This window comes from Kolteria novifilia (genome assembly GCA_007748055.1).
GTDB lineage: Bacteria > Planctomycetota > Planctomycetia > Kolteriales > Kolteriaceae > Kolteria > Kolteria novifilia.
Map to the genome: position 1 here is coordinate 5,943,921 of CP036279.1, position 13,602 is coordinate 5,957,522.

The following is a 13,602-nucleotide window of genomic DNA, read 5'->3' on the forward strand; positions in this document are numbered from 1 at the left end:
CGTCCTGCTGGTCGAGTGTGGTAATTCCCCGTAGCGATTGACATCGGAGGCATTATGCGACACAAAATGACAGAAATCAATCAAGATCACTCACTTTCCTGATTGTTGGCAATCCTTAACAGGCATGAGACATCAAAATCTTTCTATTCGTCATAGCCGCTACAACGTGGACGACAGCGAATGGGGGCTGTAGATAAAACAGGGCGAGATTGACGGTGTCTCTTCGGGGGAGTGCCTTGGGAAGCGGTGCCTGGGTGGCCCAGATTGCTTGACAATCTGGGAATGCGCAGCATGCAAGAGACTTCGTCGCGGACCATGCTTCGAGGATCTCTTGCTGGACCACGCCGCTTGACAAAGAGCACGGCGTAGGCGAAGACATCCAATTCACACGGCCTGCTCGTCAGCCAGGGCGACCAGGCAGCACCTTCGCGAACCGATGACCGGTGGCTGGCAACGCACAACGTACGAAGATATCGAGAGCCCCAACTCGTCCTTCGACTCAGGAGAGAGAAACGTGACCCCAGCGACGGTCGTCTCCATTGTCGGCGTTAGCCTCGGGATCCTCGGATCCTTCTCGGTGATGCTGAGCCTCCCCTCGATCCTCAACTTCTACGGCGAGGCCCTCAAGCATCACGACCAAGCGATCGCCGGGCTCGGCCGGGACAACCGCGAGGACTGCGTCTCGACCTTCAACGAGCCGATCAGCTTCGCCACGAAGAAATCGCTCCGCTGGGTCGGCTTCGGCTTCGGCGTCCTCTTCGCCGGCTTCATCGTCCAACTCGTCGGCCTCTGCCTCGGCGCGTAGGGAAACCTCCAACGGGTGCTCCATTCCGGGTGGCCCAGATTGCTCGCCAATCTGGGTGGCGAAGCCACAAGAGGCCCACCGACACGCGAGGAATTGACCTACCCTACGGGAGGTCACGATCCACGGGATCTCCTGCTCACCGAGTCATTCGTCGCCAAGCACGAGAGAGCCGCTGGAACCACGACAACTTGGGGCCGGGTGGCCCAGATTGCTCGCCAATCTGGGTGGCGAAGCCACAAAAGGCCCAACGACACGCAAGGCATTGACCTACCCTACGGGAGGTCACGATCCACGGAATCTCCTGCTCACCGAGTCATTCGTCGCCAAGCACGAGAGAGCCGCTGGAACCACGACAACTTGGGGCCGGGTGGCCCAGATTGCTCGCCAATCTGGGTGGCGAAGCCACAAGAGGCCCACCGACACGCGAGGCATTGACCGGCCCTACGGGAGAGCACGATCCACGGGATCTCCTACTCACCGAGTCATTCGTCGCCAAGCACGAGAGAGCCGCTGGAACCACGACAACTTGGGGCCGGGTGGCCCAGATTGCTCGCCAATCTGGGTGGCGAAGCCACAAGAGGCCCACCGACACGCGAGGCATTGACCGGCCCTACGGGAGAGCACGATCCACGGGATCTCCTACTCACCGAGTCATTCGTCGCCAAGCACGAGAGAGCCGCTGGAACCACGACAACTTGGGGCTTGGGCGCTTCGGTTCCGGAAGGACGATGTGGTGCCGGTCACCCTCGTCGCGTGGATCCTGACCGCCCAAGGCGTGGAGAAAGTCCATCATCTGCCAATGGTCGCCATACTCGTGCTTGTCGTGGGGATAGGCTTTGCCTTGCCGGGCGTACTTGGGTCGCGCCCCCTTGAGCAACGTCTCGAGATCGTTTCGCTCGACGGTCACGTGCTCCGAATGGATCTTCTCGACCGTCAGGGAGAACTCCGATTCCGACAGCATCTCGCCCCACTGCAAGTGGTAACGATCGATCTTCTCCAGTGGAACGTCCCACAGCTTCGCCAACAGCTCCGGATCCCCCTCATGTGATTTGACGAACTCCGGATCGTCGTCCCAATACTGCGGATAGGAGCTGTACGCGCCGAGACTCTCGCTGCCCTTCATCAACGAATAGTCCCAGTGGCTTCCCTCCTGACCGCGAAGCTCCATCCAGGGGATGTCGAGCCGTCCCCCGACCTTGTCGAAGAACCAGGACGCAGGTTCCTGATAGACGATCGCCGAGTGGGTGGTGTCGTTGTGGTAGAGGCCGAGGTAGACGCCCGGCGAGCCCTTCCCCGCCTTCCAGAAGACCTTGCCGCCGCACTCGAGCGCCGACTGATCGATTGCGTCACGTAACTCCGACGCGGAACATCCCTTGAACAGGGTTAGTGTCAGTCTGTCAGCCATTTGACTCCCACCGACGAGAAGAAAGCATCATTCGACGAAGCAACGAGTCGGGTTCACCGCTTACCAGCCACCGGCCTACAACATTTAAACCAACGCGAGAGCGACGCATTCGCGAGCCCCCAACGGCGCGTTCGACATCGCCTCGTCCGACTTCGGTCTCACCGCCACCAAACGCCGGCGACACGACTCGGACGACGGAACCAGGAATCGTTCCTTTCCAGATATCCAGAACGAGTGATTGACACCCAGGGCGTTCCGCGGTTCAAATTGGGAGCAATGCTAGCAGCCCTCAACCACGCGACCTTCCTGCCTCACGACCTCGACGTTTGAACTCTCCCACAGGCCCGAAAGTCCCTTCGTCATGCCAAAGAATCGCCGCGAATTCTTGACCTCGGCCGCCGTGGGCGCCGCGGCCGCTTGGTCCTATGGACCTCGTCTCGCCATCGCCGCCGAGCCACAAGAGAAGGCTCGCCCCGACCGGAAGACTCGGGAGATCGCGGCCGACGTCGTGATCGTTGGCGCGGGACTTGGGGGATGTGCCGCCGCGTTGGCGGCGCTGCGAAACGGGCTCCGCGTGATCCTCACCGAGCCGACCGACTGGATCGGGGGGCAGTTGACCTCGCAGGCGGTCCCTCCCGACGAACACGGTCACATCGAACACCACGGAGCGAATCGTTCGTACCGGGAGCTGCGCGAGGCGATTCGCGATTACTACCGACGGCACTATCCGCTCACCCCGGCCGCCCGAGCCAACCCGCGTTTGAATCCCGGCAACGGGAGTGTCTCGCGACTCTGCCACGAACCGTGGGTGGCGGTGGCCGTGCTGGAAGGCTTGCTGGCTCCGTACTGTAGCGGGGGCCGATGCATCCTCTTACGCGAGCACGAACCGATTGCCGCCGACGTTACCGGCGATGCGGTCCGCGCGGTCCAGGTCCGTTCCTCCAAAACCGGTCGCGAATTGACGCTCCACGCTCCGCACTTCATCGATGCCAGCGAGTTGGGTGACCTGCTGCCACTCACCAGAACCGAATTCGTGATCGGGGCCGAGTCGCGCGACCAGACGCGGGAACTGCACGCGGCCGAGGTCGCCAACCCGCTCAATCAACAGGCCTTCACCATGTGCTTCGCGGCCGACTACCGGCACGGCGAGCATCACGTGATCGATCGACCGGACGAGTATCGGTTCTGGTCGGAGTTCGTCCCCAACATGAGCCCTCCCTGGCCAGGCAGACTGCTGGATCTCACCTACTCGACCCCGTCGACCCTGAAGCCGAAAGAACTTTCCTTCGATCCCGCGTTGGGCAGGACGAAAGCGCTCAACCTCTTTCGCTATCGCCAAATCGCCGACGTGAGAAACTTCGAACCAGGAACGTACGCGGGCAACATCACGCTGGTGAACTGGCCGCAAAACGACTACGTCCTCGGGCCGCTGGTCGGTGTCTCTTCCAAGGAAGCCCAACGACACATCGCCCGAGCCAAGCAGTTGAGCCTCTCGCTGCTTTACTGGCTCCAGACCGAGGCGCCCCGTCCCGACGGCGGGACCGGCTTTCCCGGCCTCTGCCTACGTCGCGACCTGATGGGGACCGAAGACGGCTTGGCCAAGGCACCTTACGTGCGAGAGTCGCGGCGCATTCGGGCACTCTTCACGATCACCGAAGAGCACGTCGGTCGCGACAACCGGTCGATGGTGACCGGCGAACTCGCCGCGTCGGTCAAGGCGGCGACCTTCCCCGACTCGGTAGGCGTCGGGTCGTATCACATCGACCTGCACCCAAGTTCCTCCGGCGAAAACTACATCGACTTCCGTTCGCTCCCGTTTCAGATCCCACTCGGGGCGTTGTTGCCCCAACGGATGACGAATCTGATCGCGGCCAACAAGAACATCGGGACGACGCACATCACCAACGGCTGTTACCGCCTCCATCCCGTCGAATGGGGTATCGGCGAAGCCGCCGGCTGTCTCGTCAGCTTCGTTCGACAACACCGCACCACGCCACATGCCGTCCATCAATCGTCCCCCCTCCTGAGAGACTTCCAGAAGTCATTGCACCAACAAGGAGTAGAAACGAACTGGCCGGGGTAGCCGGCATCGAGTAGATCAACGGCCTGCGATGCCAACCCAAGCTTCGTCGACCACGACAACGCTTGCTATGCTCGTCAGATCCGTCACCCATACAATCCCCTCCACAGAGGCTGACGACTGAGTTCCCACCGCATTCGCTCCATTCAAACGCTGAAGGACCCACCGATGCACCACCGCTATTTGCTCGCAGCAACTTGCTTGCTGATTTGTCCGCTCGTTGCCTCCGCCGCCAAACCGGAGCAGGCGGGAGCGGTTTCTCCCAGCGAGATCGTGAATCACCGGCTGCTGGAGAAATCGCAGGCCCTGCTCGCCAAACGCCGAGAGGCCTACGAACAGCGGACCAAGGTCGACGACATTCGCCATCATCAGCAGCGGTTGAAACAGTACTTCACCGAGGCGATCGGCGGCTTTCCAGAACGGACGCCGCTCAACCCCCAAATCACGGGCACCGTGCAGCGGGAAGGGTACCGTGCCGAGAAAATCATCTTCGAAAGCCGGCCGCGGCATTTTGTCTCCGGGACGCTCTTTCTGCCGCAAGACAAGAAGTTCCCCCCACCCTATCCGGCCGTGCTGGTCGTGTGTGGTCACTCCGAGAACGGCAAAGCTTACGACGGGTATCAGGCGTCGTGTGCCCTGTTGGCCCTCAACGGCATCGCCGCGTTCATCATCGACCCCATCTGCCAGGGCGAACGCAAGCAACTGCTTAAGCCGAGCGGAACGCCCGCCATCCGGAGCTCCACGACCGGCCACACCCAAGTTGGCATCGGGGCGATCTTGCTCGGCTGGAACACGGCTCAGTATGAAATCTGGGATGGCATGCGGGGCATCGACTACCTGCAATCGCGACCCGACATCGATGGCAAGAGGGTTGGCTGCTTCGGCAACAGCGGCGGCGGTACGCAGACGTCGTACCTGATGGCGCTCGACGAGCGGATCGTCGCCGCGGCACCGAGCTGCTACATCACCAGCTTCGAGCGACTGCTGCCCACCGCCGGACCACAAGACGCCGAACAAAACATCTTCGGGCAACTCGCCGCGGGAATGAATCACGCGGATTACATCATCATGCGTGCCCCGCGTCCAACGCTGATCTGCACGGCGACGAAGGACTTTTTCGATATCGGCGGCTCGTGGGATGCCTTTCGCGAAGCCAAGCGGGTCTACATGCGATTCGGCTTCGGCGAGCGCGTGGATCTCGCCGAGAACGACGACACCCACGGCTTCAAGAAGCCGCTCCGAGAAGCGGCGGCGCGGTGGATGCTGCGTTGGCTGGCGGACCGTGATGTCGCGGTGACCGAACCGAAGATCGACTTGCTCTCCGATGAGGAGATGTGGTCCACGCCGCAAGGGCAGGTGATGTTGCTTCCGGGCGCCCGTTCGGCGTTCGATCTCAACCTCGAAGAAGCCCAACGCCTGGAAAGGGTGCGGGCGGAGAAGTGGAGCGACCAGACCGCGGCACAATCGCGCGAGCGCGTTCGCAAGACCTTGGGCATCCCGGAGCAGAAAGAGATCGCCGCGGCCTCGGCCAGCGAACCCGGACAGCAAACGGACGTCGTGCTCACGACGACCTCGGAAGTGCCCCTCACAGGCAAGTGGCTGAAACCCGAAGGCGCGCCGACGGGAACGACGCTCTACCTGCATGCGGCCGGTGCCGACAAAGCGGTCGATGACGACGCTGACCTAAAGGCGCTCGTCGACGCGGGGCAGTCCGTGCTGGCGATCGACGTTTCCGGAATCGGCACGACGCAGCCGAAAGGCCGTCGCTGGTACAACGAGAGCTTTGGGGTCAACGCGGGCAATGCGGTGCTGGCCTATCTGTGCGGGACCTCCATGGTGGCCCAGCGAACGGAGGAAATCCTCGCGATCGCGAAGTTGATGGCGGAAGTTGACGGGAAGCCCAGTGCCCCAATCTCGCTCGTCGCGACCGATGAACTCTGCGTGCCGGCGCTGCATGCCGCCGTCCTCGCGCCGGAGTTGATCGACGAGGTCAAGCTGATCCGGCCACTGATCTCCTGGACCGAGGTCATCCGCGGCAAGCTAACGCAGAACCAAGTCGTCAACGCGGTTCATGGCGTATTGCGAGAATACGACCTCCCCGATCTGGTGACATTCCTCGGTGACCGCGTCACGATCATCGACCCCGTCGACGGCCAGGGCAAGCCCGTCGACTGATCGGGTTTGGCAAAGTAGCAAGCAGGGTGGTTCTTGCCCCACCATCTTCGTTGCACGGCGAACTCAAGGTCTCAGCACAAACCGCCGGGTATCCAAGTCCGGGTGGCCCAGTTTGCTCGCCAATCTGGGTGGCGCAGCCACAAGAGCCCCGTCGGAGTAATGGCGAACAGCTTCCCGGTCTCATGCGTTCATGGGAACACGATGGTGAAGGTTGGCCCAGTCAAGTAGAGAGGGTCTTGACTCACCATCTTCGCTATTCAACAACCTTGGAGGCTCTGCGCAATTCGTCGAGCCTCTTACGATTGGGCATTCCCAGAGGCGAGCGGAGCGAGAATTGGGCAGCAAGGAGCCTACGAGACGAAGCGTGCGGTGAGACCAAGACCACCCGACGAGGCACATGGGATCTGTGAGACAAGTTCACACCCAATGAAGGCCCAACCTCCTTGCCTTCTACGGCAACGCCGTTTCAGTACACAGCCCAAGGTCGCGTAGCGCTCCTTGGGAAGAACACGCGTCCCATTCCAAACCCCGAAGCGGGTTTGACCCTTCCGAGACGGTGTCTCGTCTTCATGATGGCACCTCGGTCGAACCCATGCAGGGTTCTCGCATGGGAACCTCGCCAGTTACCCAGCGTGCGCTGACGCGACACTGGGCTATGCACTCGCATACCTTCGGCATGCTTGGCCAAGTAGGGTCGGTCTCGACCCACCATCTTCGCGACTCGGCGGATTCAAGGTCTCTGCGCGATTCGTCGGGCCTCGAACGATTGGGCCCGCCGAAGAAGCGGACGGAGCGAGTGTTGGCCTGCAAGAAGCCTACGTCTCCAATGCGTGGTGGGTCGAACCCACCCCACTCGGTTGATTTCGAGCGATTGGTGGGATGAAAAGAGCGAATCCTCGCCGGTAGCCGCCGACGAGGATTCCGAGATAAGAGAAAAGGTCGCGTCTCTGCTCTCCGATTTGTACTCCTCGGAAGACGGGTTCGTCAAGTCGAATGGCGTCGGTGATCGCCTGGTCGAGTCCCTGGTCGACATCTGCGGCGAGGATGACGCTGGGGACCTTGGCCTCTCCCTGCTCTCCGCGGTGCGACGCATGAAGACGGTGGAAGTGTAGAGCAATTCGTTCCACGGATAGGCCGCCTTCGGGCGGCCGTTTTTGTTTCTTGGGCATGAGTGATCCAACTAGACTTGACCGTGGGACATGTGGCGGATAGGATCATCTTGCCGCAGGTGCCTTAAGATCTGGGAGAGGTGTATGCCAGACCAAGATGAGTCTTTCGGGGAGCGAATCGCTTCTCTTCGCGAGCAGGTTGCCCGTCTAGAGGGGCAACTGGCCTGCTCGCATGACCTGGCGGGTCGCATTGAACAAATGAATGACAAACTATCTACGGTGAGTGATGCACAGAAAAGACACTCATATCTGTGGATTGCCGTCACTGTTGGATTCGTGATCGCATTCGGGGTCACGATCTACGAAATTCGAAGTCACGCCAAGGCGATCGTCAAGAAAGAGATTGACAAGTCGATCGCGGGAGAAGCAATTGGACAGATAAATGAAAACCGAGACAAAGCCAGAGTCGCTGCTGCGAATGCTGTTCACGCCGCCAGTAAGGCAAAGGAAACACTCGACAGCTTGCCTGTGAAAGCCGAGAGTGGGCAGCTAAGGATCAAGGGTGATGCGATAGTCGAAGGGACGATTACTGCCAAGACAATTTCAGCCGTTAACGGAAAGGTTAGACTTCATACCACCGATGATGGAGGCAGTGGTCGAATCACGATTCTTGGTCGACTAGATATTCTTGACAGCAAAACCGAGAAGCCTCGGATCATTCTCAACCCAAAGCTCGGAGGCGATACCTTCTTAGGACTGTATGACAACAAAGGCCATCAACGTCTCACGGCGGTCTACTGGAGCAAGGGGGACTTTCCTGCAATTCATTTCTATGACGGCAAGAATCCGAAAGCATTTGATACATTGCCCAAACGCAAATAGCCTGATGCCGTCAATGGTGATGCTGTCTTGATCGCTTCTAAGAACCTATGTAAAGAGTTGAGTGAACTCACCCAGGAGACGAAAAAGGCTAGGCTTCGTCTCAAATGTGATATTGCCATGAATTGAGTCGCGTGCGAGCTTACAGCCGGATGAACGGTTCAGCCAAGGAAGGCACAACGATGGCTCGCTTACTGTTGAGTGATGACGAATGGGAAATGATCGCGGATGTCTTTCCGAAACCGAAGGTGATGGGACGACCTCAACGCGATCCTCGCATGATCGTTGACGGAATTCTCTGGATTCTAAGAGCTGGCTCGCCGTGGCGTGATTTGCCTGAAGAGTTCGGGCCTTGGCAGACCGTCTGGAGAAGGTTCGATCAATGGAACTCCGATGGGACGCTCGACGAGGTGTTGCGACGTTTGCAGAGCGCCTTTGTCGATCTCGGAGAAATCGACCACGAGTTGTGGTGCATCGACGGGACGATCGTGCGGGCTCACCGCTGTGCTGGCGGTGGCGGCAGAAAGGGGATCCCGACGAGCCCGCTGACCACGCGTTAGGCCGTTCTCGCGGGGGATTCTCGACCAAGATCCACATTCTCTGCGATGGCCACGGCCATCCGTTGCACTTCTCGCTGACGGCGGGCCAAGTGCACGAATCGACCGTGGTCGACACGCTGCTGGAAGGAGTCGACGCGACGTTGTGTGATGGTGACGGCGAGCCGGTGGCTTGGCCTGTCGCCCTCGGTGGAGACAAAGGATACCGCGCGGACTGGATCGATGAATATCTGCTCGGTCTAGAGATCGTTCCGGTGATCCCTTCCAAGGAAAACGAAGATCGCGACGCGCGCCCAGTTGCCTTCGATCGCGAGGCGTATCGACGCCGCAATATCGTCGAACGCCTCATCGGCTGGCTCAAAGAAAGCCGCCGCGTCTTCTCGCGCTTCGAAAAGACCGCTAAGAACTTCGGTGGCATGGTGAAGATGGCCTTCATCCAACGATACCTCTGGTGTGATCTCCAATACGAGTATTGAGACAAAGCCTAGATTCGTTTCCCTTGTGAGGAGGTTGTCTCGTGTTCTCATTCTCCAGGATTGAAGTCGTTGCAGGTGCTTTCCTGCTACTTTCGTTGAATTTGCTTGTGGGCTCCGATTACCCTGCTGCGCTCTCGGCGACGGAGGAATCTCGCCTGATTGGTGGTTTCTGTAAGTGCTGCGAGACGACCCCAAGGGAATGCGACAGGTGTCTTCCGCCTTCTGACTGCCAGTGGTACCAAGCGGGCGCGACCGTTCCAGGGGGGGGTCACAGCAGGCACTGCAGGGTGCTATTTTCTCCATAATGGAGACGATGGATGCTCGCAATCCGGCAATCGCAAGTTCTGCAAGAGAAGTATTCGGCATCTATTGGGGACGTGCAGCGAAACCGGTGGAGCGGCCTGCGGGACTGTTGAACTCGCCGAGGTGGAACATCAGGTTGACCCAATGACCGGAGTGAACATTTGTAATAGGCTTTGCACTCCAACGGAGAGAAGCTGTCGGAATTGCAGCGGAACTAATTGCTAATCTCTTCATTCATGGTGACGTGCCACGTGTGCGAATCTACTGATTTGCTCTCTTGTGTCGCAATGGTCGCTGCGTTCTGCCTCTGCTGTCGCGAGGCCTTCCTCGATACCATGATTCCGAAGTGTTTCGCTCAAACGTTGCCGGTTATAATTGCGTTTCCTTCCGGATAGGATTCCTTTTTCCTGTAGGGTCTTCCTGTGCGACTCTTGTCATTTTCCCCGTTGCTTGGCCTGATCGCAGCGATATCTCTTTTCGTTGGCAGCGCAAGTGCATTGGATCAGTTTGATGCTCTAAAAAAGTCTTATGACCAGCGGATTCAGCGGCTGATGCCGATAAAGGTCCGATGCCGTCACTCGGTCGATCGGACTACTGATGTGAAATCGCTACAGCGGAGGCTAAAGGAAGCCCGAAAGAGTTTCGAGGAGACGGGACAAGGCTCCCTTAATGAGCGAAATATGAAGAGGCAGCTGGGCAGGCGGATCGCTTCTTTAGAGATGCAGCTTGCCTATCCTGTGCAGGCCCAGGTCTTCAACTACGAGTTTGTCACGGACGGCCGTTCAATGCAATTGCGATTCGAGGAAGATGAAGGCGAGACGCTTCCTCCCGGACTTCCTGTGCCAAACGTCAATTCGCTCATCGAATTCTATGCGAGTATCGGTGTCTACTCATTTGACTCGACAGCGGTTGAATGGCCATATCGCCTTTGGTCTGGCGAAACGGACGGTATTCTAACCGGGCAGGTCGGGAAAGCGCCTATGTTCTACGGACCATTTCTCTTTCCTCCTGTCGGCGAAATTCGAGCGGAATGGGCGGACTCTGACATGTTCTGCAGTGTCGACAGGTTTATGTCGAGCGACTCCGACGAAATGAGCAATGGGCGAAAAGCGACCCCTGACCCTACTCTCATCGTTTTCGCAAAGCTGCTCACGGAGTCTCAAAGTAAAATTCAAATTGATGGCATTTCAGGCATGCTCCGAGATGAGGTATTTCAAGAGGCCTACTTTTTGGAAAAGTCAGGACGTCTCGTCCGGCTCGAGACACGCCGAAGGAGGTTTCTCGACGGAGTTCTCCTGAATGCTGATTTTCCTGAGCTACTGGAGAGCACCGAGGTCAAATACTCGGATCGCGGGGTTAACGACTATCCGTCCGAAGTTGTCACGAAGAAGTACCAGCCGGATGTTGCCGGATTGAAACTGCCGAAGTTCTCACACTACGCTCGCGGCGGAATGTTCGACATCCCTGTCAAGACCGTTTCGAATTCCACGGTCGAGTATTTGTACATTGAGGCTGGCTACACTGTGAGCGATAGCGAGTTTTCGTTGCAGTTCCCTAAGGGAACACACTACATCGATCGAGCAGTCGACAACGTTCCCCTTGTGGAAGGAATGTCAGCAGAAGAGATCCGTAATCAGATCGCGAAGGAGTTGAAAGAGCGCGCGGAGCACCAAAAGGCAATTGAAGAAATGAAGTTGTCAGATACGAGGATTGGACCAGACACCTTAAAAGTGACTGACTGGGGAAGGAATCTTCTCCTAATAAACGTTATCGGGCTTATTCTTGTTGGGGCGGTACTGTTGGCAGCTCGACGCTTTTCACGGAAGGACTGAAGCATGTTGGCTTTGCTTCTATTTTCGGTCCTTAATGCAGCAGACGGCTCCGCGCCACTACCTGGCTGTGGTCCAGCTTCTCTATATGGAGCTTTGCAGCAACTCGGACTTTCCTTGTCAATCAAAGATGTCGAAGGCCGTGTCCTTGATCTCTATCCCGATGCCGATCTCTCATCACTTAGCATTGGACAGCTTCGGGAGGTCGCTACCAGTTTTGGTGTCACCGCGCAAAGTGTCAATCTCACAGGGCATCCGCTTAACAGTTCGCATGTCCCCGCGATCATTTATCTATCGCCGCATCATTTTGGAAGGAGAGCTGACGAGCCAGGGCACTATGTGCTCGTTACTTCTGTGGATGGCGATAGTGTCGAAGCAAGGGACTTTTCAACATTAGACTCGCGCACATACGTGTCGCGTAGAAGACTTCTAGAGATCTGGGACGGGAGGTGCCTCTTGCTCCGCCCGAGAGGCATCAACTGGTCATGGTTGTTCGGTATTGTTTCACTCGTGATCGGCGTGAGCCTTCTCGGTTGCCGTCGAGTTGTATTGCGCCCAATCAAGGATCGACTTCGTGCAGTCGGCCTGATTTGCCTTTCAGTGGCACTATTCGTTGGCTGTACTAAAGAAATTGCCTCGTCTTCAGAATTTGTGGGTCGATGGTGGCTCGGGGAGGTTGCCGAGATTGTGATAGAGAGCGTATTTGAGGGTGTTGGGGTCGCGAAAGCCGTAGGATCGGCGGGTCGTCAATTTGACCTTCAGATTCATTCCCTCGACGGCGCCCGCGGAAATCTCTCCTTTTGCCTCGAACCAATTGAAGATCTGCTCGGCGTGACGCTCGAGGGTTCGTGCCAGGTTGCGCATCGGTTCGATCCGTGTGCTCAAGGCCCGATCGAGCCACTCCTGGAAGAAGGATCCGATCCGCCAGGGAGCCTTGTAGTCCCAAAGCCGCTGGAAGTCTTCCTTCATCAGGTAGCACTTGACCGTCCTGAGGTTGTGCGTCAACAACTCGTTGAGACGAAGGACCTCCTTGCGTTTGAGGTTGCCGCGACGCTTGAGCAGCAGCCAACGCGTCCGCTTGAGCACCTCGAAGCCCTTGCGTTTGAGTTCGCGTGCCTCCTGGGCCCGCACCTTGTCGATCGCCTTGTTGAACAACTGCATGATGTGGAAGCGGTCGAGAATGTGCAGGGCCCCATTGGCCTCGCGAGCGATGACCGACAGGTAGGCTTTCCACATGTCGCTGCAGATGTACTTCAGCCGCTCGGTTCGCCGCCTGCCGAAGAAGCGAAAGAAACGACCGAGCGTCTCCTTGGTCCGGTCTTGCCCGACCCAAAGCAGACGACGCGATCCGCGGTCGATCTGATAGACCAGGGTGAAGTACTGATGCCCCTTGCGGTAGGCGACCTCGTCGATGCCGATCGCCTCGATCCCTTCCAGCTCGCGATGGCGGATTCCCCAGCAAACCGCCATTTTCACCGCACGAAAGACGGTGTGCCAACTCGTGCCGAAGATCTCGGCGGTCTCACGCCAGCTCAAGCGTTTGGCCCAACGGGCCAGGAACCATTGGAAGCTCGACGTCGTTCGCTCCTTGCCCGACGCCCAGGGAATGCGTTCCACCTTCACCCCGCAAGCAGGGCATGCGACCCGCCGCGCCGCGTAGACGAACCAGACCGCCAGGCCCCACAACGGCACGTGCTGAAAACGGCGTTCCGGCAAGTGGTCGTACGTGCCGCCACGATTCCCGCAACCCGAACAGATCGGCCGGCTGCGACGCCGTGGGCGAACCCGAACCAGCAGTCCCTCTTTCGACGAATCGGCCCAAGCCGCCGATTCGTAGACGAAACTCCCGTGACGCTCCAAGGCGTTGAGGATAACCTGAAGTCGCATCCCGTCTCTCGCGGCTGGCGTTTGAAGAAGTCCTTGCAAACTCCATCATGCGCCCCTCGAGAGCGGGATGCTCTTTTTTGGCCTCCTGCCGACTTCT

At 58.5% G+C, this 13,602-nt stretch carries 10 protein-coding genes and 1 pseudogene; 9 read left to right on the forward strand and 2 right to left on the reverse strand.

Translation table 11 applies throughout. From position 1 onward, the window contains the following. Positions 1 to 514: 514 nt before the first annotated feature. A complete protein-coding gene (locus tag Pan216_RS21805; RefSeq protein ID WP_145261352.1) occupies positions 515 to 805 on the forward strand; it encodes a hypothetical protein in 291 nt (96 codons plus the stop codon). A gap of 643 nt (positions 806 to 1,448) precedes the next feature. Here Pan216_RS21805 and Pan216_RS21810 read toward each other — a convergent pair. Beyond that, on the reverse strand, positions 1,449 to 2,210 hold the full coding sequence (locus Pan216_RS21810; RefSeq protein WP_145261353.1) for a hypothetical protein: 762 nt from the start codon (positions 2,208 to 2,210) through the stop codon (positions 1,449 to 1,451). 361 nt (positions 2,211 to 2,571) lie between these two features. Between Pan216_RS21810 and Pan216_RS21815 the strand changes: the two genes are divergently transcribed. From Pan216_RS21815 to Pan216_RS21850, 8 genes and pseudogenes are all read left to right on the forward strand, one after another. Next, on the forward strand, positions 2,572 to 4,293 hold the full coding sequence (locus Pan216_RS21815) for an FAD-dependent oxidoreductase (RefSeq protein ID WP_145261355.1): 1,722 nt from the start codon (positions 2,572 to 2,574) through the stop codon (positions 4,291 to 4,293). 165 nt (positions 4,294 to 4,458) lie between these two features. Next, positions 4,459 to 6,465, forward strand: coding sequence for an alpha/beta hydrolase family protein (locus tag Pan216_RS21820; protein ID WP_145261357.1), 2,007 nt, complete (start codon positions 4,459 to 4,461; stop codon positions 6,463 to 6,465). 857 nt (positions 6,466 to 7,322) lie between these two features. Beyond that, on the forward strand, positions 7,323 to 7,577 hold the full coding sequence (locus Pan216_RS21825) for a hypothetical protein (RefSeq protein ID WP_145261359.1): 255 nt from the start codon (positions 7,323 to 7,325) through the stop codon (positions 7,575 to 7,577). Between the two features lie 141 nt (positions 7,578 to 7,718). Beyond that, positions 7,719 to 8,456, forward strand: coding sequence for a hypothetical protein (locus Pan216_RS21830; RefSeq protein WP_145261361.1), 738 nt, complete (start codon positions 7,719 to 7,721; stop codon positions 8,454 to 8,456). A gap of 179 nt (positions 8,457 to 8,635) precedes the next feature. Beyond that, entirely contained in the window at positions 8,636 to 9,013 is a 378-nt protein-coding gene (locus tag Pan216_RS21835; RefSeq protein WP_419192832.1) for an IS5 family transposase, read from the forward strand. After that, on the forward strand, positions 8,923 to 9,486 hold the full coding sequence (locus Pan216_RS21840) for an IS5 family transposase (RefSeq protein ID WP_419192833.1): 564 nt from the start codon (positions 8,923 to 8,925) through the stop codon (positions 9,484 to 9,486). Before Pan216_RS21835 ends, Pan216_RS21840 begins: the two co-directional genes overlap by 91 nt. Before the next feature lie 983 nt (positions 9,487 to 10,469). Then, positions 10,470 to 11,621 (forward strand): hypothetical protein, encoded by a 1,152-nt coding sequence (locus Pan216_RS21845; protein WP_145261367.1) that lies wholly within the window; start codon positions 10,470 to 10,472, stop codon positions 11,619 to 11,621. A gap of 3 nt (positions 11,622 to 11,624) precedes the next feature. Further along, a pseudogene (locus tag Pan216_RS21850) lies at positions 11,625 to 12,074 on the forward strand (cysteine peptidase family C39 domain-containing protein); the annotation flags it as partial. A 186-nt stretch (positions 12,075 to 12,260) separates the two neighbouring features. Here Pan216_RS21850 and Pan216_RS21855 read toward each other — a convergent pair. Further along, complete coding sequence (locus Pan216_RS21855; protein WP_145261368.1) at positions 12,261 to 13,505, reverse strand: ISL3 family transposase; 1,245 nt, start codon at positions 13,503 to 13,505, stop codon at positions 12,261 to 12,263. Between the last annotated feature and the right edge of the window lie 97 nt (positions 13,506 to 13,602).